Annotated in this window: 22 protein-coding genes and 1 pseudogene; 14 read left to right on the top strand and 9 right to left on the bottom strand. The window is 70.2% G+C overall.

Annotation, left to right across the window (positions count from 1 at the left end):
• Positions 1 to 75: 75 nt before the first annotated feature.
• The 7 genes and pseudogenes from ACGFJ2_RS14860 to ACGFJ2_RS14830 all read left to right on the top strand — a co-directional run.
• Positions 76 to 1,704, top strand: coding sequence for an AMP-binding protein (locus ACGFJ2_RS14860; protein WP_393468219.1), 1,629 nt, complete (start codon positions 76 to 78; stop codon positions 1,702 to 1,704).
• On the top strand, positions 1,704 to 2,744 hold the full coding sequence (locus tag ACGFJ2_RS14855; RefSeq protein WP_358178618.1) for an acyl-CoA dehydrogenase family protein: 1,041 nt from the start codon (positions 1,704 to 1,706) through the stop codon (positions 2,742 to 2,744). Before ACGFJ2_RS14860 ends, ACGFJ2_RS14855 begins: the two co-directional genes overlap by 1 nt.
• The gene (locus tag ACGFJ2_RS14850; protein WP_357949956.1) at positions 2,744 to 3,898 is read left to right on the top strand and encodes an acyl-CoA dehydrogenase family protein; all 1,155 of its coding nucleotides are present in this window, start codon (positions 2,744 to 2,746) and stop codon (positions 3,896 to 3,898) included. Before ACGFJ2_RS14855 ends, ACGFJ2_RS14850 begins: the two co-directional genes overlap by 1 nt.
• Positions 3,895 to 4,950 carry a bifunctional MaoC family dehydratase N-terminal/OB-fold nucleic acid binding domain-containing protein gene (locus tag ACGFJ2_RS14845; protein ID WP_393468215.1) on the top strand — a complete coding sequence of 352 codons (1,056 nt, stop codon included), beginning with the start codon at positions 3,895 to 3,897 and terminating at the stop codon, positions 4,948 to 4,950. The genes ACGFJ2_RS14850 and ACGFJ2_RS14845 overlap by 4 nt, the downstream gene beginning before the upstream one ends.
• The gene (locus ACGFJ2_RS14840; RefSeq protein WP_358178612.1) at positions 4,950 to 5,363 is read left to right on the top strand and encodes a MaoC/PaaZ C-terminal domain-containing protein; all 414 of its coding nucleotides are present in this window, start codon (positions 4,950 to 4,952) and stop codon (positions 5,361 to 5,363) included. The genes ACGFJ2_RS14845 and ACGFJ2_RS14840 overlap by 1 nt, the downstream gene beginning before the upstream one ends.
• Before the next feature lie 20 nt (positions 5,364 to 5,383).
• Complete coding sequence (locus tag ACGFJ2_RS14835; protein ID WP_357949964.1) at positions 5,384 to 6,550, top strand: lipid-transfer protein; 1,167 nt, start codon at positions 5,384 to 5,386, stop codon at positions 6,548 to 6,550.
• A gap of 548 nt (positions 6,551 to 7,098) precedes the next feature.
• Positions 7,099 to 7,267 (top strand): annotated as a pseudogene (locus ACGFJ2_RS14830) (ISKra4 family transposase); the annotation flags it as partial.
• Between the two features lie 134 nt (positions 7,268 to 7,401).
• Here the strand turns inward: ACGFJ2_RS14830 and ACGFJ2_RS14825 are convergent.
• The 5 genes from ACGFJ2_RS14825 to ACGFJ2_RS14805 form a co-directional block, all read right to left on the bottom strand.
• Entirely contained in the window at positions 7,402 to 7,788 is a 387-nt protein-coding gene (locus ACGFJ2_RS14825) for a VOC family protein (protein WP_393468210.1), read from the bottom strand.
• An 18-nt stretch (positions 7,789 to 7,806) separates the two neighbouring features.
• On the bottom strand, positions 7,807 to 9,405 hold the full coding sequence (locus tag ACGFJ2_RS14820; protein ID WP_393468207.1) for an FAD-dependent monooxygenase: 1,599 nt from the start codon (positions 9,403 to 9,405) through the stop codon (positions 7,807 to 7,809).
• Positions 9,406 to 9,464: 59 nt separating this feature from the next.
• On the bottom strand, positions 9,465 to 10,277 hold the full coding sequence (locus ACGFJ2_RS14815; RefSeq protein WP_357949973.1) for an SDR family NAD(P)-dependent oxidoreductase: 813 nt from the start codon (positions 10,275 to 10,277) through the stop codon (positions 9,465 to 9,467).
• 17 nt (positions 10,278 to 10,294) lie between these two features.
• Positions 10,295 to 11,524, bottom strand: a complete 1,230-nt coding sequence (locus tag ACGFJ2_RS14810; RefSeq protein WP_357949975.1) for a serine hydrolase domain-containing protein — start codon at positions 11,522 to 11,524, stop codon at positions 10,295 to 10,297.
• Positions 11,525 to 11,659: 135 nt separating this feature from the next.
• A complete protein-coding gene (locus tag ACGFJ2_RS14805) occupies positions 11,660 to 12,808 on the bottom strand; it encodes an FAD-dependent monooxygenase (RefSeq protein WP_358178604.1) in 1,149 nt (382 codons plus the stop codon).
• 119 nt (positions 12,809 to 12,927) lie between these two features.
• On the opposite strand from ACGFJ2_RS14805, the gene ACGFJ2_RS14800 reads away from it, so the two are divergent.
• Together ACGFJ2_RS14800 and ACGFJ2_RS14795 are read left to right on the top strand one after the other, a co-directional pair.
• The gene (locus tag ACGFJ2_RS14800; RefSeq protein ID WP_358178602.1) at positions 12,928 to 13,827 is read left to right on the top strand and encodes a LysR family transcriptional regulator; all 900 of its coding nucleotides are present in this window, start codon (positions 12,928 to 12,930) and stop codon (positions 13,825 to 13,827) included.
• 18 nt (positions 13,828 to 13,845) lie between these two features.
• The gene (locus ACGFJ2_RS14795) at positions 13,846 to 14,619 is read left to right on the top strand and encodes a hypothetical protein (protein WP_393468202.1); all 774 of its coding nucleotides are present in this window, start codon (positions 13,846 to 13,848) and stop codon (positions 14,617 to 14,619) included.
• Positions 14,620 to 14,808: 189 nt separating this feature from the next.
• On the opposite strand, the gene ACGFJ2_RS14790 is transcribed toward ACGFJ2_RS14795, so the two are convergent.
• The gene (locus ACGFJ2_RS14790) at positions 14,809 to 16,437 is read right to left on the bottom strand and encodes a hypothetical protein (RefSeq protein ID WP_393468200.1); all 1,629 of its coding nucleotides are present in this window, start codon (positions 16,435 to 16,437) and stop codon (positions 14,809 to 14,811) included.
• A 265-nt stretch (positions 16,438 to 16,702) separates the two neighbouring features.
• Between ACGFJ2_RS14790 and ACGFJ2_RS14785 the strand changes: the two genes are divergently transcribed.
• Genes ACGFJ2_RS14785 through ACGFJ2_RS14765 form a run of 5 tightly spaced genes read left to right on the top strand, consistent with a single transcriptional unit; the run spans position 16,703 to position 20,615 of the window.
• Positions 16,703 to 17,761: an ATP-binding cassette domain-containing protein gene (locus ACGFJ2_RS14785; protein WP_357949993.1), complete on the top strand. Its 1,059-nt coding sequence runs from the start codon at positions 16,703 to 16,705 to the stop codon at positions 17,759 to 17,761.
• Positions 17,754 to 18,458, top strand: a complete 705-nt coding sequence (locus tag ACGFJ2_RS14780; protein WP_357949996.1) for an ABC transporter permease — start codon at positions 17,754 to 17,756, stop codon at positions 18,456 to 18,458. Before ACGFJ2_RS14785 ends, ACGFJ2_RS14780 begins: the two co-directional genes overlap by 8 nt.
• Positions 18,455 to 19,126 (top strand): ABC transporter permease subunit, encoded by a 672-nt coding sequence (locus tag ACGFJ2_RS14775; protein WP_357949999.1) that lies wholly within the window; start codon positions 18,455 to 18,457, stop codon positions 19,124 to 19,126. The genes ACGFJ2_RS14780 and ACGFJ2_RS14775 overlap by 4 nt, the downstream gene beginning before the upstream one ends.
• Positions 19,127 to 19,162: 36 nt before the next feature.
• The gene (locus ACGFJ2_RS14770) at positions 19,163 to 20,089 is read left to right on the top strand and encodes an ABC transporter substrate-binding protein (RefSeq protein ID WP_358178595.1); all 927 of its coding nucleotides are present in this window, start codon (positions 19,163 to 19,165) and stop codon (positions 20,087 to 20,089) included.
• Between the two features lie 40 nt (positions 20,090 to 20,129).
• Positions 20,130 to 20,615 carry a flavin reductase family protein gene (locus ACGFJ2_RS14765; protein ID WP_393468195.1) on the top strand — a complete coding sequence of 162 codons (486 nt, stop codon included), beginning with the start codon at positions 20,130 to 20,132 and terminating at the stop codon, positions 20,613 to 20,615.
• Between the two features lie 34 nt (positions 20,616 to 20,649).
• On the opposite strand, the gene sppA is transcribed toward ACGFJ2_RS14765, so the two are convergent.
• The 3 genes from sppA to ACGFJ2_RS14750 all read right to left on the bottom strand — a co-directional run bounded on the left by sppA (position 20,650) and on the right by ACGFJ2_RS14750 (position 25,818).
• Positions 20,650 to 22,347, bottom strand: a complete 1,698-nt coding sequence (gene sppA / locus ACGFJ2_RS14760) for a signal peptide peptidase SppA (RefSeq protein WP_357950008.1) — start codon at positions 22,345 to 22,347, stop codon at positions 20,650 to 20,652.
• Between the two features lie 82 nt (positions 22,348 to 22,429).
• Positions 22,430 to 23,827, bottom strand: coding sequence for a S8 family serine peptidase (locus ACGFJ2_RS14755; protein WP_357950010.1), 1,398 nt, complete (start codon positions 23,825 to 23,827; stop codon positions 22,430 to 22,432).
• 110 nt (positions 23,828 to 23,937) lie between these two features.
• Complete coding sequence (locus tag ACGFJ2_RS14750) at positions 23,938 to 25,818, bottom strand: S8 family serine peptidase (RefSeq protein WP_393468192.1); 1,881 nt, start codon at positions 25,816 to 25,818, stop codon at positions 23,938 to 23,940.
• Between the last annotated feature and the right edge of the window lie 26 nt (positions 25,819 to 25,844).

Below are 25,844 nucleotides of genomic sequence, written 5' to 3'. Positions count from 1 at the left end.
GTGTCGTGGCTGGACAGATATTAGAATCTGTTCTAGTTTGCGGAACTGTTGACCGAGCGCTTGCTGGGAGGGTCGATGGCCGCGGACACACTCGCCGCCCTGCTACTGGCCCGGGCCGATGATGACCGTCCGGGGCTGGTGTTCGAGGATCGCGTGTGGTCGTGGCGCTCGGTCGTGGCCGCCTGCCGTACCGCCGCCGACTGGTTGACCGCTCGCTCCTTCGACGGGCCGCCGCACGTAGGGGTGCTCTGCGACAACGTTCCGGAGATGGTGTTCCTGCTGGGTGGGGCCGCGCTCTCCGGGCGGGTGCTGGTGGCGCTGAATCCGACCCGATCGGTGGCGGAGCTGACCCGCGACGCCCGGGCCACCGACGTCGGCCTCCTGCTGTGGGACACGCCGTACGAGACGGTGGCGCGGTCCGTCGCCGAAGCCTCGGGTACGGCCTCGACGCCCGTCCCGGACTGGGGCTCGGGGGACGCGCCTGATCTGCCTCTTCCGGGGCCCGACGCGAGCCCGCCGGATCCGGGCGCGTTGGTCATGCTGATCTTCACTTCCGGAACGTCCGGGCGGCCGCGGGCGGTGCGGATCACGCAGCGGAAGATCGCCGTCCCCGGCGTCTCGCTGGCCGTGATGCTGACCCCCGCCGACGCCGTCTACTGCGCGATGCCGCTCTTCCACTCCGGCGCCGTCATGGCCGCGTACGCCCCCGCCGTGGCGTCAGGGGCCGCGTTGGTGCTGCGTCGGAGGTTCTCCGCGTCGGGCCTGCTGCCGGACATCAGGCGATACGGCTGTACGTACCTCCACTACGTCGGCAAAGTGCTCTCCTACGTCCTGGCCACTCCACGACAGCCCGACGACGCCGACAACCCCCTGAAGCTCGCCTTCGGCAACGAGGGGAGCGCCACGGCGACCAGGCGGTTCGGGGAGCGGTTCGGCTGTCATGTGATCGACGCGTTCGGGTCGACGGAGACGGCCATCTCGCTCACCCCGGACCCCATGGGACCGCCCGGCTGCCTCGGCAGGCTGCCGGCGGGCATCGAGATCCGCAGCTGGCTGACCGGTCTGCCGTGCCCGCCGGGCCGCGTCGAGGACGGGCGGCTGCTCAACCCCGACGAGGCGATCGGCGAGCTGGTGAACATCGGTGGCCTCGGCCTGTTCGACGGCTACTACAACGACCCGGAGGCCGACGCCGAGCGGATGCGGGAGGGCGCGTTCTGGTCGGGCGATCTGGCGTACGCGGACGCCGACGGCTACGTGTTCTTCGCCGGGCGGGGCACCGAACGGCTCCGCGTGGACGGCGAGAACCTGGCGGTGGCGCCCATCGAGGCGGTCCTGCGGGAGTTCCCGGGCGTGATCGAGGCGGCCGTTTACCCGGTGCCGGACGCGGCGGCCGGAGACCAGGTCATGGCGGCGCTGGTCCTGGAGGCGGCGTTCGATCCCGTGGCGTTCGCCGGGTTCCTCGCCGGGCGCCGCGATCTGGGTGCCAAGTCGTTCCCCCGGTACGTACGCATCTCTGATGGTCTGCCCCAGACCCCCTCGCACAAGGTCGTCAAGCGTGTCCTGGTGCAGGAGGGCTGGCGGACGGCCGACCCCGTCTGGTGGCGTCCTGCGGGCGCGGAGATCCGATTACTGGGCGGCGCGGATGTCGCGGTGATCGAGCGGGAGTTCGCCCGGCACGGCCGGCAACACCTTTTGGAGAAATAGTGGATTTCAACCTGGATGAGACCCAGCAGGACCTGCGGACCCTGACCGCCGACCTCCTGGCGAAGGAGGCGACCTCGGAGCGGCTGGAGGCGCACGAGAAGAGCGGCCGGCCGTATGACGAACGGCTCTGGCAGGCGCTGTGCCAGGCGGAGCTGATGAGCGTGTGCGTGCCGGAGGACGCGGGCGGCGCCGGGCTCGGGCCCGTCGAGCTGGCCGTGGTGCTCCGCGAGTTCGGCGCGCGGGCCGCACCGGCGCCCGCGCTGGCGACACTGGTGAGCACACTCGCCCTGGCCCGCTACGGCACACCCGCGCAGCAGCGCCCGCCGGGTGACGGCGTCGGTACGGTGGCGCTGCGGGAGCCGGGCTGGGCGCCGGCGGCCCCGCCCGTGACCGCCGCTGAGAGGGATAGCGACGGGTGGGTGCTGACCGGCCGCAAGGTCGGGGTCCCGTACGGGAGCGAGGCGGCGTACATGCTGGTCACGGCCGCCGAGGGGGTGTTCCTGGTCACCGGCGGATGGACGGCGCGCCCGGAGTTCGCCGCCAACGGCGAGCCGCTGGCCACCATCGTGCTCAACCGGACCCCGGCCGAGCGGCTGGCCGGTCCGGAAGCGGTCTCCAGTCTGCGGCAGATCTTCACGGCGGCCGTCGCGGCCCAGGCGAGCGGCGTGTTGGCCGGCGCTCTCAAATTGACCACCGAGTACATCAAGAACAGGAAGCAGTTCGGCCGGGCCCTGGCCGAGTTCCAGGCGGTCACCGTACAGATCGCCGACGTCTACATCGCCACGCGGGCGCTCGACGTGGCCGTGTGGTCGGGCGCCTGGCTGCTCGCCAACGACCTCCCGGCGGAGGAGGACCTGGCCGTGGCCGCCTTCCACGTCAGTGAGGCGTACAAGGCGCTCTTCACCTGCCAGCACCTGCACGGCGGTCTGGGCCTCGACGTGACGTACCCGCTGCACCGCTACTTCGCGCACGCCAAGCACCTGACGCACCTGCTCGGCGGCGCCGACGCCCAGCTCGACCTGATCGGAGCGCTCGTCTGATGCTGATCGACCTGACCCCCGACCAGCGCAGGCTCCGCGACGAGCTGCGCGAGTACTTCCAGAACTGCCTCACCGACGAGGACCGCCGCAAGATCTCCCAGGATCCCTTCGGCACCGCCTACATGGAGCACTGCCGCAGGCTCGGCCGCGACCGCAAGCTCGGCCTCGGCTGGCCGAAGGAGTACGGCGGCGCCGGTTACGGCCCGCTCGAACAGCAGATCTTCGCCAACGAGATCGCCCGCGCCGGAGTGCCGTACCCGATCATCACGCTGCAGACGGTCGGGCCCACCCTGATGCAGTACGGGACGCAGGAGCAGAAGGAGATGTTCCTGCCGAGCATCCTGGCCGGCGAGTGCCACTTCGCGATCGGCTACAGCGAGCCCGAAGCCGGTACGGACCTGGCCTCGCTGCGGACCACGGCGGTGCTCGACGGCGACCACTACGTCGTCAACGGCCAGAAGATCTTCACCAGCGGCGCCCACTACGCCCAGTACATCTGGCTCGCCACCCGCACCAACCCCGACGCCAAGAAGCACAAGGGCATCACGATGATGATCGCCTCGACCGACGATCCCGGCTTCTCCTGGACCCCGATCATCACCATGGACGGCCGGCACCACACGAACGCCACCTACTACGCCGACGTCCGCGTCCCGGCGAGCATGGTCGTCGGCGAGGTGGACAAGGGCTGGGACCTGATCGTCAACCAGCTCAACCACGAACGTGTCACGCTCGGTCCCGCCGGGAACCTCGGCCAGACCTACGACCGCTTCCTGGCCTGGGCGCGGCGTACCGGGCTGGTGGAGAATCCGGACGTACGACGGGCGCTCGGCAGGGTGCGGGCGTACTTCCGTACGAATGAGCTGCTCAACTGGCAGGTCGCGGCGAACATGGACCTCGGCTGGCTGGGCGCGCCCGACGCGTCGGCCACCAAGATCTACGCCTCGGAGCGGGTACAGGAGGTCGGCCGGCTCATCGGCGACATCCTGGCCCGCTACGGCGACCCGTCGGACCCGGAGACGGCCGAGCTCCTGGAGCGCACCGATCACGGGGTGAAGGGCGCGGTGGTGCTGACGTTCGGCGGCGGGGTGAACGAGGTGCAGCGCGAACTGATCGCGATGCTGGGCCTGAACCTCCCGAGGCCGCCCCGATGACCGACCCCTCGACTCCCGAGTCTGTGATCCCCGGCCCCGCCACGCCCGACCTCGCCACGCCTGACCCCGCGAGCGTGGACAGGGAGTTGCGGGAGCTGGCGGACAAGCAGGTCGCCCTCGGGGAGATGCGCGGCACCCCCGCGGCCGATCCGGTGAACGTACCCATGATCAGGCACTGGCTGACCGCCCTCGGCGACGCGAACCCGGCCTACCTCGACCAAGGGGTCGCCCCGCCCGCGATGATCCAGGTCTGGACCATGCAGGGCCTCCGCCAGGACGCCAAGGATCGCTCGCCGGTCGACGACATGCTCGCCGCCCTGCAGGCGCACGGCTACACGGGCGTGGTGGCGACGAACTGCGAGCAGACCTATCACCGGTACGTACGGCTCGGCGAGCGCCTGACTCCGTCGACCCGCTTCACGAGCCTCGTGGGCCCGAAGCGGACGGCGCTCGGCGAGGGCTACTTCGCCACCTGGAATGTCACCTGGTACGGCGAGGCGGACGAACCAGTGGCCGAGATGATGTTCCGAATCCTGAAATTTCGCCCACGCACCGGCCAACGCCCCAGCTCCACGACCGCACCATCCGAGACCGCTCCATCTACGGCCGCAGCGTCCGAGACCGCGAAAGCCCCGGAGACCGGCCGTCGCGAGCCGTACCCCTTGCGTCCCGCCGTCAACGCCGACACGGCCTTCTTCTGGGAAGGCGTCCAGCAGGGCGAGCTGCGCATCCAGCGCTGCGCCGACTGCGGCGAGCTGCGCCATCCGCCCGGCCCGATATGTCCCGCTTGCCGCTCCACCAACCGCACCCACACCGTGGCGAGCGGCCACGGCACCGTCTACAGCTACGTCGTCCACCACCACCCCCCGGTGCCGGGACGCGAGACGCCCTTCGTGGTGGCAGTGGTGGAACTGCCAGAAGGGGTGAGGATCGTGGGAAACATCGTGGACTGTCCGACCGACGCCGTCAGTATCGGCATGTCGTTGCGTGTGACGTACCGCGCGCTGGACGACGAACTAGTCCTGCCCATGTGGGCGCCAGGGGAGTCGTGATGGAGACGCTGACCGAAGACCAGGTCGAGATCGGTTCGGTGCTTCCCGAGCTGTCGATCGACCTCACGCCCACGGTGGTCGTCTCCACCGCCCTGGCCACCATGGACTTCACTCCGGTGCACCACGACGTCGAGCGCGCCCGCGCGCAGGGCTCCAAGGACATCTTCCTCAACATCCTGACCACGATGGGACTGGTGGAGCGGTACGTCACGGACTGGGCGGGTCCGGCGGCCATCATCAGGCGCATCAACGTCAAGCTCGGGGTCCCGGCGTACGCGGGCGACCGGCTCAGCTTCACGGGCACGGTCGTCTCGCAGGCGGCGGGAGAGCTCACGGTCGGGGTACGCGGCAAGGTCAGCCTCGGCGACCACGCCACCGGCACGATCACCCTCACCCTCCCCACAGCCCCCTGACCCGAAGGAGTGGCACGTCAGTGCTCAAGTCACGAGCCGCCATCGCCGGCATCGGCGCCACCGAGTTCAGCAAGCGATCCGGCCGGTCGGAGCTGCGGCTGGCGGCCGAGGCCGTGTTCGCGGCGCTCGACGATGCCGGGGTGGCGCCGGGTGACGTGGACGGGATGGTGACCTTCACCCAGGACACCAACCAGGAGATCGCCGTGGCCCGCGAGATCGGCGCCGGTGAGCTCACGTACTTCTCCAGGGTCGAGTACGGGGGCGGCGCGGCGTGCGGCACGGTGGCGCAGGCCGCCATGGCCGTCGCGACCGGAATGGCCACCACCGTCGTCTGCTATCGGGCGTTCAACGAGCGGTCGGGCCGGAGGTTCGGGCAGCCGGACGCCCGCCTGGGCGGCCAGCCGACCTCGCAGGGGTTGGAGATGAGCTGGCACGTGCCGTTCGGGCTGATGACGCCCGCCGGGTGGGTGGCCATGTTCGCCCAGCGGTACATGCACACCTACGGCGCCACCTCAGAGGACTTCGGCCGGGTGGCCGTCGCCATGCGCAGGCACGCCTCCACGAACCCCGCCGCCTGGTTCCACGGCCGCCCCATCACCCTGGCGGAGCACCAGGAGTCCAAGTGGATCGTGGAGCCGCTGCACCTGCTCGACTGCTGCCAGGAGAGCGACGGGGCCGTGGCCCTGGTGGTCACGACCACCGAACGGGCCCGTGACCTGCGCCGCTCCCCGGCCGTGATCACCGCCGCCGCCCAGGGGTCGGGCGCGGGGCAGATGATGATGACCAGCTACTACCGCGATGACATGAGCGGCCTGCCGGAGATGGGAGTCGTCGGCCGACGTTTATGGGAAATGTCCGGCCTGACCCCACAGGACATCCAGACGGCCATCCTGTACGACCACTTCACCCCGTTCGTCCTGGCCCAACTGGAGGAGCTGGGCTTCTGCGGCCGGGGAGAGGCCCCTGGCTACCTCCAGGACGGCGGCATCGAGCTCGGCGGCCGCCTGCCCGTCAACCCGAACGGCGGCCAGCTGGGGGAGGCCTACATCCACGGCATGAACGGCATCGCCGAGGCCGTACGGCAGCTGAGAGGCACCTCCGCCAACCAGGTGAGCGGCGTCCGCAACGTCCTGGTGACGGCGGGCACCGGCGTCCCGACCAGCGGGCTGATCCTTTCGGCCGGCTGACGGCCTCCTGAGCGGCCCGGCCGTCGGCGGGGGTTCCCGTGGTTCGTCACGCGACCGTCTCGATCTCTGTGACGGTCCCGGGGCCGCCCGGCGGACTTTGACGACGACCCCTGCCACAAAGTGGTGGACGGCACCGCACTCTGCCACAAGCGCGTCAACGCGAGGCTGCGCAATGAGGCACCCGGGGCGCTGCAGCCTTTGCCCGTGAGCACGGCTTGAGATGATGCGCAGGTGTTCTAGGTGTGAGACCGGAATACGAACGAAGCGTGCCATGGCTCGGTTCCACCGCTGGTGGAGGCCGGTGTATCGAAGCCTGATCGGGATCATTAGGATTCTGTCACTCTGTTGGCCGCGCTGATCGTCGAGGTATCTGTTGACGTCGATCGACCGGCGCTGGAGGAGTTCCTGACCTCCGGGCGGGAGCTGCCCTGCTGGCCGGGCACACCGGCCAGGTCATCACCGCGCTGACCAGCCAGGCCGCCACCACGGCCGCCCACCGCCGCGACGGCCTGGATGCGTGCATCCGCTACCTGACCAACAACATCGAGTACCTGCGCTATGACCAGGCGCTCGAAGCTGGATGGCCGATCGCGACCGGAGTGATCGAGGGAGCGTGCCGTCATCTGATCGCTGACAGGTTCGACCTGGCCGGGGCGCGGCGGGGTCTGGCCGGGGCCGAAGCGGTGTTGAAACTCCGCGCGCTGGTCGCCAACGGTCATCTTGAGCAGTACTGGAGTTTCCATCTCGCCCGGCAGCACGAGCGTGTCCATCAGAGCGACTACCAGGACGGATATGCCCTCACGGCTTGATCATTTCAATCACTGAGAACGAGCCGCACCCACCGTGGCGCGTCAAGCCAGGGAGCGCAGGACGCAGAACTCGTTGCCCTCGGGGTCGGCCATGACCACCCAGCTTCGGTCTAGGCCTTGGCCCACGTCTCTCTTGGTGGCGCCGAGGCCGAGCAGTCTGGTCACCTCGTCGTCGGTGCTACCGTCGATCGGGCTGACGTCAAGGTGGAGCCGGTTCTTCACGGTCTTGCCCTCGGGCACCAGAATGAACAGCAGGGTGGGCGGCATCTGGCGGGCCCGGACCTCCTCGACGGTCGGCTCCCAGGAGCCGATCTCGACCTTGCCCTCGTTCCGGTCGATCACCTCGAAGTCCAGGACCTCGCACCAGAAGGCCGCGAGTCTCTCCGGATCGTGGCAGTCGACGGCCAACTCGATGAATCTACTGGTCATGTCTCTATTCCCTCTGTTTCAATGCGTTCCGAACCATGCGGAGAGTGCCTCCCGCAGCGGGGACATGGCGCTGTCCGTGGATTCGTCGAGGCCGGCGGCCCAGGCGACGTGGCCGTCCGGGCGGATCAGCAGCGCGTCAGCCGGCCGATCGTCGGTCTTGGCGGTGTGGACGTCGAGGAGATGCCGCCAGTCCCGGGCGATCTGGCGGAGCTCTGGGCGGTCGGCCAGGTCGAGGAGGATGGGTCGGGCGGTGTGCATGAGGTCGGCGACGCTGGTGACGCCCTGGTCGGTGTGCAGGGTGAGGTCGGGGGCGAAGGTGCCGGTCAGCGGGTGGTGGTGGGAGCCGGGCATCGGGTAGCGGATGTCGGTTCCGGCGACGAGGGCTCCCATCCGGCGTAGCGGCTGCTCGTCGGTGAGCAGTTCGGTGAAGACGTCGCGAAGTGCTTCGGCGGCCGCGTCGTGTCCGCGTCGCAGGGCTACCTGCGCTCGGGTGTGCAGCAGGGTGCGGGCGCCGGCCAGATGGCGCTCGGTGTGGTAGGTGTCCAGCAGGCCGGCCGGGGCCGTGCCGTGGAGTTCGGCGGCCAGCTTCCAGGCCAGGTTAACCCCGTCCAGCATGCCGGCGTTGAGCGCCACTCCGGTGGCGGGGAACAGGTGTGCCGCGTCGCCGGCGAGCAGGATGCGACCGGCACGGTATCGCTCGGCCTGGTGGGCCTTGAAGGTGAACCGGGACAGCCGGGTCGATCCGGCCAGGGGCAGGTGGGCGCCGAGCACGCGGTGGATGCTGTCCTGCAGTTCGGTCAGGGTCATGGGGACGTCGTCGTCGTATTCGGTGTTCTCGTCCTCGATGGTGTAGAGGGAGACGGACTGGGTGCCGGGTGAGGAGCCGACGCCGAGCAGGCCCTGGTCGGTGCGGGTGAATCCGGCGCGGATGGTGCCGAAGCCGGGGACGTCGAGATCGCCATTGCCCAGAACGGTGACCGTGGGGGGCAGGGTGACCTGGGCCAGGCGGTTGACCTCGGGATAGGTGGTGCCAGGGAACGGGATGCCGGCCCAGTCGCGGATGCGGCTGCGCGCGCCGTCGCACCCCACGAGATAGCGGGCGCTCACCTGGTAGGGGCCGTCCGGGCCGCGCACGTCCACGGTGACCGCGTCGTCGTCCTGGCTTACCCCGGTCACCTCGTGTCCGCGGCGGAGGTCGACGCCGAGTTCGCCTGCGCGTTCGCCGAGCAGCCGCTCGAGCAGTTGCTGCGGCAGCGGCAGGGCGTGCATCGGGGGATCCGGCAGCTGGGTGAAATCCAGGTGCACGCCGCCGAACGGGAACCGGGGAGCGGGCATCGGGCCGGTGCAGGCCGCTTCGAAACGTTCCAGCAAGCCCCGGTAGCGCAGCAGCTCCAGGATCTGCCCGCCCAGGCCCCCGGCCTTGGGGGTGTCGCGGGGGCGCGGCTGTCGCTCCAGCACCAGCGGCCGCACTCCGGCCAGGCGCAGCTCGGCGGCCAGCATAAAACCCGTCGGACCGGCCCCCACGACGATCACGTCGGCGTCCCCCGCCGGCCGCTCTTCTCGCAGGTCTTCTTCCGCGGGCCGGGCGGCGTCGTGGTGCTTCATCATCTTCATCATCTATGACCTTTCGATCGTGTCGTTCGTCGCGTCGGAACGCGCGAATCGGGACGGAGCTGTCAGCCGGGTGCCAGGCGGCTGAGGTGTTCCCAGGCGCGGTACTCTTCGGCCCTGGCCTGGTTCATCTGCTGAACCAGATCGAAGGACCGGCTGCCGACGATCAGCCGCAGGGGCGGGTCGGGCAGGTCCACGAGCCGCATGACGACCGGCGCGGCCGTGCTCGGGTCGGGACCCGCTTCGTCGCCCCACATCTCGGTCAGCTTCGCCCGCAGCGGGTCGTACGCCGGGTCGGGCGTGGTGGCCGTCGTGCCGGTCGTGAACAGGCCGGTGTCGTAGCCGCCCGGCTGGACGATGGTGACCTTGACGCCGAAGGGTTCGACCTCCATGGCCAGCGCTTGGCCAAGGGAGTCGATGGCCGATTTGCCGGCCGCGTACAGGCCGGCCGAGGCCGTCCCGCCGCCCGTGCCCATCGTCGTCACCAGGAGGATGTGGCCCGAGCCCTGGGCGCGCAGGTGGGGCAGCACGGCCTGGGTGACCCAGATCTGCCCGAGGACGTTGACGTCGAAGTGGGCTCGGATCTGGGTCTCCGTGGCCTCTTCGACCATGCCGTACAACATCGCGCCGGCGTTGTTGACCACGATGTCGAGCCTGCCGAACGCGGCCACCGCCCGATCCACACCCTCGTGCACCGCGGCGCGGTTGGAGACATCGAGCGGAACGCACGCCAGGGTGTCGGGATGGCGGGCCCGCAGGCCCTCCAGCGGCGCCATGTCGCGGGCCGCGGCCACGACGCGATCTCCCCTGCTCAGCGCAGCCTCCGCGAACGCCCTGCCCAGCCCCCTGGACGCGCCCGTAATGAACCAGACACGCATGACACTCACTCCTTGCATCAGTCTTCGAGAGCCTGGTAGACGGTGGTCCAGAAGTCGCTCATCAGGTGGGCGGGGTTGGGCACGCTGTAGCCGAGCTGGCAGAGCAGGATGCCGGTGAGCTGGTTGGCTGGGTCGGCGTAGGCGGAGGTGCCGCTGCCGCCGTCCCAGCCGAACTGGCCGATCGGGGCGTAGTCGCCGCGGTAGGTGCGCACCGCCATGCCCAGGCCCCAGCCGCCCTGCTGGCCCTGGCCGAAGGAGATGTGCACGGCGTTGCGGGCCAGCGCAGTACGGGCGGCGTTCTGCTCCGGGGTGAGCCGGTTGGTGGTCATCAGCCCCACCGCCGGCCGCGACAGGATCCGCCGGCCCTCGTGAACCCCACCGTTGAGCAGCATCCGGAAGTAGGCGTGGTAGTCGTCGGCGGTGGAGACCAGGCCGCCACCGCCGCCCTGGAACGCCGGGGGCTTGCTCCACCTGCCGCCCTCGGGTTCGTCCCACGCGAGGAATTCGCCCGTGGCGGGGTCGGGGGCGTACAGGGTGGGCAGCCGGTCGATCTGGTCGGCGGGCACGTGGAAGCCGGTGTCCTTCATGCCCAGGGGCTCGAAGATGCGCTCGCGCAGGAAGTCCTCGAAGCTCTGGCCGGTCACCCGGGACACCAGCACGCCGACCAGGTCGCTGCTGATCTGGTACTGCCACTGCTCGCCGGGCTGGTGCATCAGGGGCAGCTCGCCCAGGCGGCGCATCCACTCGTCCTGCTCCGGAACCTCGGTCGGCAGGTTCGGGGTCAGCCCCCGCTCGAAGATGGCGTTCAGGATCGGGGTGCCCAGCGCGGTCATGTCCATGCCCAGGCCGAAGGTGGAGGTCAGCACGTCGCGGACGGTGACCGGGCGGCGGGCCGGCACGATGGCGTCGAGCTCGGCGTCGATGCTCTTGAGAACCTGCCGGCCGGCCAGCTCGGGCAGCCACGGGTCGACCACGTCGTCCAGCCGCAGCCGGCACTCGTCCAGCAGCACCATCGCCGCCGCGATCGAGACCGGCTTGGAGGTGGAGGCCATCCGGAAGATCGTGTCGCGGCGCATCGGCGCGCCGCCGTCGTGCCGCATCGTGCCCAGCGTCTCCACGTGGGTCTGGCCGCCGCGGCTGACCAGGGCCACCAGGCCGGGGATCTTCCCCGAGTCGACATGCCGTGCCAGCACCTCACGCAGCCTGCGCAGCCCCTGCTCAGAGAAGCCGTTTCCGCCGATTGCCATGATCCTTATCTCCTTGGCGTCATGATTGGTCCGCCGGTTCCGTTGCGATCCGGCGTTCGTGCATTCACCCTCGCGAATGGGCCCGACATCGGGCCGTCGCCGCCCTGACGCCGCCGCTGACACGGCAGCGCCAGGTCAGCGGGCGGCCCGGCCGGGTGAAGGCCGCTCCGCGGCGAAGCCGGGAACGTAGTCCTTGAGCCGTATCAGGTACGGGCGGGCCGCCGTCGTGCGATCGAGCCCCTCCTGCGGAGGCGTGCCCAGGAAGAACTGGTCGGCGCCTTCGCGCCCCAGGTGCTGGTGCTCGGCGACGAAGCCGCGCATCTCCCGCTCGTAGGCGGCGAACGCCCGCGCATGGCCGCCGTCGGCGGCCAGCTCGCCGGCCAGGATGTAGGCGCCGATCAACGCCTGGGAGGCGCCGCGACCCGAGGCCGACGCCGCGCAGTAACCGGCGTCCCCGAGCAGCACCACCCGGCCCGAGAACCAGCGGTGCATCTCCACCTGGGCGTTCGCCTCGAAGAAGAGGTCCTTCGCCCCCCGCATCTCCTCCAGCAGGCGCCGGACCAGCCGGCCTTCGTCGGCGAACCGCCCGGCCACGATGCGCTTGTGCTGCCCGGCGTCATCGCGGTCGTAGGCCAGCGGCCCGGAGGCGAAGTGCAGCGCCGCCCGGGCTCGGGTGCCGTCGCGGGTGCCGAGCACCGCGGCCGCCTTGCCCGGTACGCGGTGGACCCGGCCGCCTTCTTCGGTGCCGAAATGGCCGGGCAGGCCGAAGACCGCCGTGTAGAGGCCCAGGTGCCGGACAAAGAGCTCGGGCGGCCCGAAAACCAGCGAGCGGGTTCGCGAATACAGCCCGTCAGCGCCAGCCACCAGGTCGAAGCGCCGCGGCTGGCCCCGGTCGAAGGTGACCCGCACGTCGCCGACCGTCTGCTCCAGTGTGGCGATCGAGTCGCCGAAGACATACTCGACCTCCCGGCGGGTGGCCTGGTACAGCAGGCCGGCCAGGTCGTCCCTGAGGATCTCCAGGTCGCCCGCACGGACCGCCACGGGCAGCGCGGCGTACTCGTCCGCCATCGCCGTATCACCCAGCCGCAGGTCCAGCGCTTCGGCCCGCTCCAGCAGGGCCATCCGGTCCAGCACGTCCAGCGCCTCGCCGCGCAGGCCCGCCGCATACCCGCCCGCGCGCACCCGCGGGGCGCGCTCCACCACGGTCGGGGTGAACCCGTGGTGGCGCAGCCAGTACGCCAGTGCAGCCCCGGCGACGCCGGCACCGCAAACCAGGACGTCCATCCACGTGCTCCCTCGACTAGGCGAATCGTACGCATCGAGGATCAAGTACGGTGAACACCCGAAACAACGACGAACCCCGAAAGATCACCTTCAGCGGGAGTGAACGGAGCAGGTCAGGCGTGGAACTGCGGGACATCGAGATCTTCCTGATCCTGGCCGAGGAACTGCACTTCGGCCGCACCGCCACCCGGCTGTGCCTGTCACCCGCTCGCGTCACCCAGGCGATCCAGAAGCAGGAACGGCAGGTCGGCGCTCCGCTGTTCGAGCGCAACAACCGCACGGTCCGACTGACACACGTCGGACGGCAGCTCCGGGACGACCTCCGGCCGCTGTATGCCGGGCTGAAGGACAGCATGGAGCGCGCCCAGCTCGCCGGCCAGGGCATCACCGGCATCCTGCGGGTCGGCATGCTCCCGCTCAACGCCCACGACCTGCGCCCCTACTGGGACGTCTTCCGCCTGCGCCACCCGCTGTGGAAGCTGCGCGTCCACAAAGCACAGGTGGGCGAAGCCTTTCCCGCGCTGCGGCGCGGAGACATCGACGTCCTGGTGAGCTGGCTCCCCGTCGACGAACCCGACCTCACCGTGGGGCCGGTCGTGTTCGCCGAGCAGCGCGTGCTGGCCGTCGCCACCGACCACCAGCTCGCCTCGCGCGCGTCGGTCTCGCTGGAGATGGTCTCCGACTTCCAGCACCCGCACGCCGACACCGGGCCCGGCTACTGGTACGACGCCTACGCCCCGCGCCTCACCCGGCGGGGCCGTCAGATCGAGCGCGGTCCCGTGGTGCGGGACGCGGAAGAGGCCATGACCCTCGCCAGCATGGACGGGCTTGTCGTGCTCTTCCCCGCCCACGTCACCCGCTACTGGGTACGGCCGGACATCGCCTACCTGCCGGTCACCGATATGGAGCCGCTGCCGTACGCGCTGGTGTGGCGGAGCGAGGCTGAGAGCGAGCCCATCCAGGCCCTGGCCGGGGTCATCCGCGATCTGGGCCCTCTTCCGTCGGCCCCTGACCCTTGAAGGCCTGGACGCCTGCAGATGGCCGCCGGCCTCGGAGCGCTCGGACCCAGCGAAGCTCTCCGCCAACTCATCGACCTCAGCATCCCCAGCACTCGATCAGCAGCGGACTGGGAACTTGCCTGCGCCGACCATCTGTACGCCCTCCGGCGCCGTCCCCCCACCCAGGTCCAAGCGGACATCCATCTCGACCTCATGGCGGTGGTGCACCAGGTCCAGCAGAGCATTGCCCAGATCGGGCCCGACCACGCGCATACGCGCGACCTGTACCGCGCCTTGGCCGCGCTCGCCACGCTGCACGCCAACGTGCTTACCCGCCTCGCCCAACACGGCGCCGCACTCCGGTGGTGGCGCACCGCGTGCCATGCCGCCGACGCGAGCGGCGACCTGTACCTGCAACTCGGCGTACGCAGCACGGAGGCGGGGCACGGCATCGACGGCGGACAGCGGGACCCGGAAACGGTGCTCCGTCTTCTGTCCAGCGCCGCGCCATTGGTCGAGAAGGTGCCGGGCTCGTACGGCGCCGCGCTGATCGACTACACCCGCTGCAAGGCCCTGGCCATGGTCGGGCGACACGATGAAGCACGCGCGACGTTGGAGCGGATCAGCGAGCGTCTGAGCACCGGTCATCTGCCGGCCAGCATCATGGCCGACTACTGGCGGTTGGGGCAGTTCCCGTACGCTCGGGTATGGGTGTACAGCGCGGTAGGCGACATGGCGAAGGCCAGTGAGCGCGGGACCAGGTCGTCAGAGACAACCCCGATTACCAGTACCCCGCTATCGCGCGCCTGCTGACCGCGCAATGCACAGTGGTCAACGGCGGGGTTGACGAGGGCCTGCAGGTGGCTGCTGAGGTTGTGGATAGCCTGCCGGCCATCCACCGGACGACGCTGGTCGAACAGGCCGGGCGGATGGTGTTGTCGGCGGTGCCGGTGGAGCAGCGGGAGCGGCCGGCAGTGAGCGATCTGCGGTCAGTGCTGGCAGCTAGCCGATGATGAGCGGGACCGCGAAGAACACGATCATCGCGATGGCGACGCAGACCAGGAACCCGACCAGTTCCCACGCCCAGTCGTGGTGCCGGTCCTTGCCGGGGCGTACCCGGGCTCGCGGTACGTCCGGTACGTCCGGGAGGTCCTCGGGTAGGTCGTCCACGATGGGCAGGTCGTCCACGGTCGGCGGGAACGGCAGCGGGGCCGGCAGCCGGTAGATGGGCTCCCTGGCGGCGGTCCTGGGGACGAAGAAGGAGCCCGGCTCCCTGGCCTCGCCCTTGTGTACGAGGATGTCGCCGATGGCGGGCAGTTCCTGGGTGATCGGCTCGTCGTCCAGCACGTCCGCCGGAATGGACGCCGAGAGAGTGAACGGACGTTTCGGCAGGGGCTCCTCGGTCGGCTGAGCAGGCGCGGGCTTCTCGGAAGCGGGCTGCGGTAAGCGGAACAACCCATCACGCACCGGTCGCGAGCCGGAGAGGGCGTCGTCGGACGGTCGCTTGCTGGGGAGCGCGTCGGAGGGTGGCCGTGTGTCGAAGAGGGCGTCGTCGGACGGCCGCCTGCCGAAGAGCGCGTCCCCAGATGACCGCGTGTCGGAGAGCAGGTCCCCGGGCAGTCGCGTGCTGGGTGACCGAGGCGTGAAGAAGCGCTGTCCCTCAGGAGCCAGGCCCTCAGGAGTCGGACCCTTGGGAGCCAGACCCGCGGGAGCGGGGCCCTCGAGAGCGGAGCCGGGTCCGAACGGGTCGCGGAGTTTGGGCATCGGTGCCGTGGGTGCCTCGTGCTCCGGCACTCGGGACGGCGACGGCGGGGTCAGCAGTTCCGTCGGGAAGATCCCGGTGCTGGTCGCCGCGTCCGCCACAGCCAACGGCTGCGGCCACGTGGGCGGGCCCGGCCAGAGCGGCTTGACGAACATCGGCGCCGCCGTACGACCGGGCGGGATCTGCGGAGCGAAGTGCGAGTGGAGGGACGCGGGCGGTGGCGGCCAGGGCAGCCGTCCCAGTACGTCGCGCAGTGGCGCCACGCCGAGCGCCCCGTAGACGTCGGCCACCGGCTTGGACACGCGGGTTTCTGTGCAGGCCAGGGTGGTGTCGAGCGCCTGCCGGTAGCGGTGCGTGGCGCTGGTGGCCAGCTCGTCCGCCGTGTCGGGCGCTACGTCGAGCACCCAGGCCAGCTCGGCGCGGTCCAGCCCGCACACCTCGCACAGCACGAGCACCTCGCGCTGGTGCGGGCGCAGCTCCCGCAGGACCCGCTCCACCAGCGCGGACGCCGGGTCGATCAGCGGGTCGACCACCGGCGGCGCGTAGACGACATCGCGGCGCTGGATCTCCCGGCGGGCGAACGCGAACAGGGCGGCGCGGGCAGGCGGCGCCGCCTGCCCGCCGACGCGGGCGGACGCTGAGGCAGTGGCCCCGGAACCGCGGGTGGATGCTGAGGTGTTGGCCCCGGAACCGCGGGCGGACGCCCAGGCGTCGGCGGCGGAGCCGAGGACGGACACCAAGGCGTCGGCTGCGGAACCGTGGTCTCCGAGCTGGTCAGCGCAGTACGCGAACAGCCCGGCGGCGTAACGGTCGTAGAGCTCCGCGATCAGTTCCGCCCGGGAGGGGTGATCGGTGAGCAAGTCTGTCACGGGGCCGGATCCTCTTGCTGAAATACGGACGCTTGAGGTGGGGGGTGCGGCGTCTGAGTGTGTGGTGTTAATCATGCCAACTTACCCAGGTGCAGCGCACTATCAGAACGGCATTTCGCATGAAACTTGCAGCTTGCTGAAGCGTTTCACAGAGGCCCGAGGGGACAGAGTGAGCTGGATCGCCGTAGTCTGGTCGTCCTAAGAGATCATGCGGCGGCCGTAGCAGGGGGGCTGCGGCCCCCGCCACGAACGCGAGAGGTCGCGCGTGATCACATTTGACGACGTCACCAAACGCTATCCGGACGGCACGGTCGCAGTCGATCACCTGAGCCTTGAGGCGCCGACGGGTGAGATCACCGTGTTCGTCGGCCCCTCCGGTTGCGGGAAGACGACGTCCCTCCGAATGATCAACCGGATGATCGACGCCTCAGAGGGGCGGATCCTCCTTGACGGTGAGCCCGTGCAGGGCATCGATCCGCCGACGTTGCGGCGCGGCATCGGCTATGTCATCCAGCAGGCCGGGCTCTTTCCGCACCGGAAGATCGTAGACAACATCGCCACCGTCCCCTATTTGCTCGGCTGGGACCGCAAGAAGGCCCGTGACCGCGCCATGGAGCTGCTCGAACGCGTGGGACTCGACTCGGCCATGGGCGAGCGTTACCCGTTCCAGCTGTCCGGCGGGCAGCAGCAGCGGGTCGGTGTGGCCAGGGCGCTCGCGGCGGACCCGCCGGTGCTGCTCATGGACGAGCCGTTCAGCGCGGTCGACCCGATCGTCCGCACCAGCCTGCAGGAAGAGCTGCTCAGGCTGCAGGCGGAGCTGAACAAGACCATCGTCTTCGTCACCCACGACATCGACGAGGCCATCAAGCTCGGCGACCGGGTGGCCGTCCTGCGCGTGGGCGGCAAGCTGGCGCAGCTGGCCGACCCCAAGACGCTGCTGTCGGAGCCCGCCGACGACTTCGTCCGCGAGTTCCTCGGTCATGACCGGGGCATCAGGCGCCTGCAGTTCATCTCGACGGAGGGTCTGCGCCTGCGCGACGATCTGACCGTGCCCGAGGGCTTCGAGGGGCCCACGGACGAGCCGTGGCTGCTCGTCGTCACCGGGGACGACCGGCCGGTCGGCTGGATCTCGCGCGAGCGGCCCACCGAGCTGGAGCCGTACGGGACGTTCGTGCTCGGCCGCGACTCGATGCGCTCGGCCCTCGACGCGGCGTTGCTGTCGCCGTCGGGCTGCGCGGTGGCCGTCGACGGGGACGGCAAGGTGGTCGGCGCCGCCACGCGGGAGGCGCTCGACGAGGCACTGGCGGAGGCGGCCGATGGCTGACGGACCGCCCTCCACGTGGGCGATTGCTGACGGACCGCCCTCCATATGGGAGTGGATCGCGCGCAACTGGGACACCGGCCGGGTCGACAGCATCAAGAACCTGCTCGGCGACCACCTGATCATGTCGCTGGTGCCGATCGTCGTCGCGCTGATCGTGGCGCTGCCGCTGGGGCTGGCCAGCGTGCGCTGGCGCTGGCTCTACCAGCCGACCACGGGCGTGTTCAACGTGATCTACGCGCTGCCGTCGCTGCCGGTCTTCATGCTGCTCATCCAGTTCACCGGCCTGTCGAAGACGACCGTGATCGTGCCGCTGACCTTCTACGCCTGCGCCGTGCTCATCCCGTCGGTCGTCGACGGGCTCGGCGCGGTTCCTGAGCACGTACGGCAGTCGGCCGTCGCGATGGGGTTCACGCCGCTGCGCCGCCTGGTGCAGGTGGAGCTGCCGATCGCCACGCCCGTCGTGATCGCCGGGCTCCGGGTGGTCGCCGTCTCCAGCATCAGCCTCGTGAGCGTCGGCGCGCTGATCGGGCAGGGCGGTCTGGGCATGCTGTTCACCAGGGCCTACCAGAACCCGTTCGTGCCGCCCGCGCTCGTCGGTATCGTGCTGATCGTGCTGCTGGCCCTCATCGCCGACGGCCTTCTGGTGCTCGCCCAGCGGCTGCTCACGCCCTGGGTCCGGGCTAGGAGGTCCGCGTGAACTGGCTGCTGGAGTTCTTCGGCAAGGCCGACAACTGGTCGGGCCCGGCGGGCATCCCCGCGCGGCTGCTCGAACACCTGGAGTTCTCGGTCATGGCGCTGGCCCTGGCCGTGCTGATCGCGATCCCGCTCGGCCTGCTCATCGGGCACACCGGCAAGGGCGGAATCGGCGTGGTGGTCACGGCCAACCTGGCCAGGGCACTGCCGACGCTGGGGCTGCTGGTGCTGTTCGTGCTGCTGCTCGGCACCGCGTCCATCCTGCCGGTGATCATTCCGCTGGTGCTCCTGGCCATACCGCCGATCCTGGTCAACACCTTCGAGGGCATCAGGGGCGTGGACCCGGAGCTGCGTGATGCCGCCTATGGGATGGGCCTGCGGAGCGGGCAGGTGCTCGGGCGGGTGCTGGTGCCGGTGGCGCTGCCGCTGATCCTCCTGGGGCTCCGGCTGTCGGCCATCCAGGTGGTCGCCACCACCACGATCGCGGCCTACACCGGATTGGGCGGGCTGGGGCGATTCGTCATCGATGGCTTCTCGACTCAGGATTACGCCAGCGTCGTCGGGGGTTCAGTACTGATTGTGTTGTTCGCGCTCGTCGTGCAGGTGCTGTTCACCCTCGTTCGGAGGGTGACGGTCTCCCCAGGGGTGAGCCAGCGGGTCAAGGTCCGCTAATCTCTCCAATACCTGCCGCTAAGGAAGGAAATAACGATGAAACGCATGTTCGGCACCGCGGCGGTGCTGCTGACGGCATCGCTCGCGTTGGCCGCTTGTGGGGGTGGCGGCAGTGGTGGAGGCAACCCGCTCAACACCACGAGCGCGGCGCCCAGTGGTTCGGCCGCCGCGAGCGGTGGCAAGGTCATCATCGGCTCCGCCAACTTCGATGAGAACACCCTGCTGGCCTCGATCTACGCCCAGGCGCTCCAGTCCAAGGGCGTGCAGGTGGAGGAGAAGCCCAACATCGGCACCCGCGAGGTCATCTACGACCAGGTCAAGAGCGGCGGGCTGACCGTCGTGCCCGAGTACAACGGCAACTTGCTGGCCTTCGTCGACAAGGAGACCAAGGCGAAGACCACTGACGAGGTCAACGCCGGGCTCAAGGAGAAGCTGCCGCCCGAGCTCGAGGTCCTCGACTCCTCTCCCGCCGAGGACAAGGACACCCTGACGATCAGCAAGGACACGCAGGCCAAGCAGTCGCTCAACACCATGGACGACCTGGCCAAGGTGTCCAAGACCATGGTCATCGGGGCTCCGGCCGAGTTCAAGAAGCGCTGGGAGGCGGAGCTCAAGTCGGTCTACGGGATCGAGTTCAAGGACTGGAAGGCCACGGGCGCCACGACCGCCGACGCCATCAAGGACGGCACGGTCCAGGTCGGCAACGTGTTCAGCACCGACCCGAAGATCGCCGCCAACAACCTCGTCTCGCTCCAGGACACGAAGAACCTCTTCGCCGCCCAGAACGTGACGCCGCTGGTCAACAAGGCGGCCGTGAACGACACGGTCAAGACCACGCTCAACGCGATCTCGGCCAAGCTCACCACGCAGTCGCTGCTCGACATGATGCAGAAGATCGCCGTCAACAAGGACGAGCCCGCCACGGTGGCCAAGGAATGGCTGACCTCCAACGGTCTCGGCTGACCCGCCCGGCGAGGGGCCCCGCACTCCGGGGGCTCTCGTCGTGAGCGAGTTCACCGAGGCGATGGCGCAGCTCGCGGCGGGCGTGGCGGTGGTCACCGTACGCGACGGCCGCGACGACCTGGGCACCACCGTCTCGGCGCTGATGTCGGTCTCGCTGGAGCCGCCGCTGATCCTGGTGAGTCTGGGCAGCGGCGGCTACCTCTGCGAGGTGCTGCTGCGCCAGGACCGCTGGGCGGCCTCGCTCCTGTCCGCGGGGCAGGCCGCTATCGCGAGCCGCTTCGCCACCGCCGGGCGGCCCAGCGCCCGTCACCTGGTGGCGGGCATCGCGCACCACCGCAGCACCCTCTCGGACGCACTCGTCGTCGAGGGCGGCGTCGCGGCCCTGGAGGCGGAGACCACCCAGGTGGTCCCCGCCGGGGATCACACGCTGTTCATCGCGCGTGTGCTCGCGGTGCCGTATGTCACGCCCTCGCTCCAGCCGCTGGTCCGGCTCCGCGCCCGCTACCGCCCGATGGGCGGCTCCTGACGAAAGAGCCCACCGGACATCACGTACGGCGGTTTCAGCGAATCGTGTACCAGCTCGGGAGGGTCAGCGGCCCGGCGGCCGGGAGGCCCAGCTCGGCGGAGAGCCGGGCGAGCGGCCCCCAGGCTTCCAGGCGGACGCGGGCCAGCGCGGCGGCCTTGTCCTCGCTCGACTCCGGCCCCAGCAGCCGCTCCAGCGGGTTGAGCCGCGGATAGACCCGCACGGGCGCCTCCGCGCCCAGGCCCGCGCGCTTCCTGGCCATGCCGAGCGCGTCCTCGAGGCCGCCCAGCTCGTCGACCAGGCCACAGGACCGGGCGTCGGCGCCGGTCCAGACGCGGCCGCGGGCCAGCTCGTGGGCGCGCTCCCGGGTCAGGCCGCGACCCTCGGCGACCTTGCCCACGAAGTCATCGTAGATACGGTCGAGCCAGGCGTTGACCCGCTCCCACTGCTCGGGGGAGAAGGCGCGCGTCGCGGAGAACATGCCCGCGTTGGCGCCCCCGGCCACCAGCTCGGAGTTGACGCCGACCTTCTCCAGCAGCTCCCGCATCACCGGCTTGCCGGCGAACACGCCGATGGAGCCGGTCAGCGTGCCGGGCTGGGCGACGATCACGTCGGCGGCCATCGAGACGAAGTAACCGCCGGACGCGGCCACGTCGCCCATCGACACGATCACCGGCTTGACCTTGCGGGCCAGCACGACCTCACGCCAGACCGTGTCCGAGGCGACGTACGAGCCGCCGGGGCTGTCCACTCGGAACACGATCGCCTTGACGTGCTCGTCGCGCCGGGCGGCCCGCAGCGCGGCGCTCACCGTGTCGGAGCCCATCGCGCCGCCGCCGCCGAGCGGGCTGCGTCCGCTGCGGCCGGACCTGATCTGCCCGTTGCCGTGGACCAGCGCGATGCCGTCGGCCGTCGGATGCGGCAGCTTGCGTACGGCCGCGGCCTTGGCGTAGCGGGAGACGTACTGCAGGTGCGGCTCACCACCCGCGGCCCGCTTGACCTCGTCGTACACCTCGTCGCGGTAGGCCAGCCCGTCGACCAGGCCGGCCTCCAGCGCCTCGGCGCCGATGAAGGGCCCCTGGTCGATCAGCTCGCGCACCTTGGCCGGGTCGAGCCGGCGGCCCTCGGCGATGCCCGCGCCGACCTGCTCGATGACCGACTCGACGATGCGGGTCATCGACTCGCGGTGCGGCTCGGTCATGTGGTCCTGGGTGAACATGTTGGCCGCGGTCTTGTACTCGTGCCGCTGGCCGACCTCGTAGTCGACGCCCAGCTTGGCCAGCGTGCCCTTGACGAACCGCTGCTCCAGCGCCACGCCCGTCAGCCCCACGTCGCCGCTCGGCTGCAGGTAGATCCGCTCGAACGCGGTGGCCAGGTAGTAGGGCACGGTGGCGTTGCCGAACTCGCCGAACGTCTCGGCGAAGGCGACCGTCAGCTTGCCCGAGTCCCGGAACTGGGTGACCGCCTGGCGCAGCTCCTGCACCATCGCCAGACCGAGCGGGTTGCCGCCCATCTTCACGATCAGTGCCTTGACCCGGGAGTCCTGCCTGGCCCGCTTGAGGCCCGAGAGCACATCGGCCAGCCGCGTCTTGCGCATGGACAGCACAGCGGAGAGCGGGTCCGCCGGTGGCCCTTCGGTGAGCCCTTCGGTCAGATCGAGCTCGAGTACCAGCGGGGCGGTGCGCCGCTGGCGAAACCTGTCAACGGTATCCAAGATCGCCTTGCCTGCGTCCATAAAAGCCACCCTAAGCGGCAGGAGTCGGTCATGGGTTGACCAAACTCCTGCCGAGGGCCGGACGGCAGGCCGGGGCGAGGGTTTAGAGAGCGGACCGGGCCGGGAGGATCGCCCTGGCCAGGTTGATCCGTTCGGTGCTCACCTCGGTGAATTCGCTGCTGTAGGAGATGTCCATGCCGGTGTTCTGCAGCTTCGCCATGACCTGGGCGACGCTCAGGCCGGGAAAGGCCTGCTTCATCACCGCGAACCCGCCGGTCACGTGCGGCGCGGCCATCGAGGTGCCGCTCAGCTCCGCGAAGGTGCCACCGGGCACCGACGAGTTGATCTTGACGCCGGGCGCGAACACGTCCAGCATCGCGCCGCGGTTGGAGAACGAGGCGATCTGGTCACTGTCGTCCGTGGCGCCCACCGCGATGGCGCTGGAGACGCAGGCCGGAGAGGCGACGCCGTCGTTGCCGGAGTTGCCCGCCGCGATCACGGGCGCCACACCGAGCGCCCGCAGGGCGTCGAACTGCGCCTTGTGCGCGCCGGCCCGCGGGTCGTTGTCGCACGGCTCGGTCCACATGCGGCCGCCGCCGAGGCTCATGTTCACCGCGGCGATGTGCCGCGCCTTGGCCGCCTTCGCGACGTACTCCAGCGCGAGCTTCTGGTCGGAGGTGTAGCTCAGGAAGCACGGGGTCGCGGGGGCTCCCGCCGCGCCGCAGGCCGTGGCGCTGTTGATGCGGGTGAAGACCTGGATGGGCAGGATGGCCGCGGCCGGGGCCACGCCGTTGGACGGAGCGCCCCGCACCATCGCGCCCGCCGCTATGCCCGCCACGTGCGAGCCGTGGCGGCACTGGTTGACGCCGTTCGCGATGCACAGCGGGGTCTCGGCGTTCGCCGCGCCGAGGCCGGTCTGGCTGGGCTGCCCGTTGGGGCAGAGCGAGACGGCCTCGACGCTCGGGTTCGCGGAGGAGAAGCAGGCTTCGTCGGTGATCCGGCCGGCGAAGAACGGATGGTCCTCGTCGATGCCGGTGTCGAGGATGGCGACCGTGGCGCCCTTGCCGGTCCAGCCGGCCGCGTTGGCCCGGTCGGAGCCGATCACCTTGGTGCTGACGTCCAGGAGTTTGGAGTTGTCGTCCATGAAGGCCGAGCTCAGCTCGTCCTGGTAGACGGATTTGACGCGGAGGTCGTCCCTGAGCGCGTCCAGGCACGCGTCGTCGAGTTCGGCCACGAAGAAGTTCGGCGACTTCGCCGTCTCGACGATCCGCGCGGCCGCGGAGGCCGCCATGATGTCCCTGGCGACAGCCTCGCCGTCCTGGCCAGGATGGAGCTCGACGATCGAGCGGACGCGCTGCGTCCTCTGCATCTCAGCGATGAGCGCCGGGCTGATGAGCGGGCCGCCGGCGCGGCTGTCCGCGCTGCCGGCCGGGGCCGCGACGAGCGCGGCCGAGACCGTGGCGAGCGCGACCATACCGGTCAGCAGCGGTCGTAGCTTCACTGGTTCCTCCGTGGTGGGGAAAGGCATACTGCCTGCACAGTCCCCACCCGCGAGAAGGGTGATGTCGCTGTTTCCCAAGTGACGCATCTACGCCAGAGAAACCTTTGCCGCTACTTCGGCAGGACGCTCTTCGCCGCCTTCTTCAGCGCGGCACTTGTGGCTTTGGTGGTGAGTCGCACCTTTTCGGCGGACTTCAAGGTTGTTGTCCCGTTGGTTCCGTGGGCCCAGTTCAGCCAGCCCGTCAGCAGGGCGGCGTCCAGCTTCGCGCGGTTGGTCTTGCTGGCCTTCAGCACCCGGTACGCGGTGCCCAGGGATGACGCCTTGGTCAGCTCGGGGAAGACCGTGCTGGCCTTCTGCACCAGGCTCAGGTAGCAGGTGAGCGTGGCGTCGGGCAGCTTGCCGGTGCTCCGGTGCAGCTCCACGGCCCATTTCTTGGCCGTCAGGCGGGTGCCGGTCGTACCGCGCGTACACACCGTGGCGGGGGCCTTGGGGGTGACCGTCACGGTCACAGTCACGGTGAGGGTCGGCAGCGGGACCGGCGTCGGGCTCGTCTCCGACGGCTCGGGCGTCGGCGTGGGGCCGCTGCTGTCCGACGGGTCGGGCTCGGGGTCGGGGTCGGACGGGTCGGGGTCGTCGGGGGCCGGCGCCGGGGTCTGGGTGATGGGCGGCTGCGGCGCGCTACCGGTCAGCGCGGCGAGCACGTCCAGGCGCGGCGTGGTGACCTGGGTGCCGTCGGCGACCTGATAGACGTACGGGCGGCCGCTCGACTTGAGCTTGTCGATCAGCTCGGTCATCGGGGACTGCGGGGACTGCGCCTTCAGCAGCGCCAGCGCGCCCGCCACGTGCGGAGTCGCCATCGAGGTGCCGCTGTAGACGGCGCTCTGGTTGTCGGGCACCGAAGAGTCGATGTCCACACCCGGCGCGAACAGGTCCACCCCGGCGCCCCGGTTGGAGAAGTCGGCGATCGCGTCGCTGTCGTCGTTCGCGCCCACGGCCACCGCGGAGGTGATGCAGGCGGGGAACGAGGCGCCCTCGGAGTACTCGTTGCCAGCCGCGACCACGGTCGCGATGCCCTTGGCCAGCAGGGCGTCGATCTTCGGCTTGAAGATCGCGCCCTCCTCGCTGTCGTCGCACGAGGTCTCGGGCAGCCCGCCGCCCAGGCTGAGGTTCACCGCGGCGATCGGCTGCGCCGAGGCGGCCACGTAGTCCATGGCCAGCCGCAGCGACGACTCGTACGCCAGCAGGCACGACGGCTCGCCGTAGCAGACCGACTCGTCGTTGACCCGGCTGAACACCTGCACCGCGACGATCCCCGCGCCGGGCGCGACGCCGCCGTTGCCCGCCGCGATGCCCGCGACGTGGGAGCCGTGGTCACACAGGTTCTCCCCGTTGGCCAGGCACTTGGCCGTCATGGCGTCGGCCGCGCCCTTGCCGGTCTGCGTGGTCTGGTGGTTCGGGCACAGCGACTCCACGCCCTCGTCCACCGCGGAGAAGCACGCCTCGTCCACGATCCGGCCGCCGAAGTTCGGGTGGTCCTCGTCGATGCCGGTGTCGAGGACGGCCACCGCCTGGCCGGTGCCGACGAAGCCCTGGGCGTGCGCTTGGTCGGCGCCGATCTGGGTGAGGTTGTTCGCCGCACTCGGGGGATAGGCGCGATCACGGTGGATCGAGGTGACGCGCGAGTCCGCGGCGAGCGCGGCCAGCTCCTCGGCGGTGCCCTGGACCACCATGAACGGCTGGCTCTCCGGCCGCAGCACGACGTCCACGCTCTCGGCCGCCGCCTGCTTGGCCACCGGCGCGTTCTGCGCCGGGTCGCTCAGCTCGACGATAGCGCGCACGGTGCCGCCGCTGAGCGCCAGGCCGTCTTCGAGCTTCTCCTGGGTCGCGCTCGGCGAGGGGGTCGGGGTAGACGTGGGGTCGTCGGCGAAGGCCGGAGCGGCCGGCACTAAGGCCAGCAGGATCGCGCACACGATCAAGGAGCGAAGTCGCACGATCCCGGAGTTTAAGGGGATTTATC

This window comes from Nonomuraea sp. NPDC049028, assembly GCF_043197735.1.
GTDB lineage: Bacteria > Actinomycetota > Actinomycetes > Streptosporangiales > Streptosporangiaceae > Nonomuraea.
Note: the sequence above shows the minus strand (reverse complement) of the source record. Positions and strands in the feature narration are given on the sequence as shown.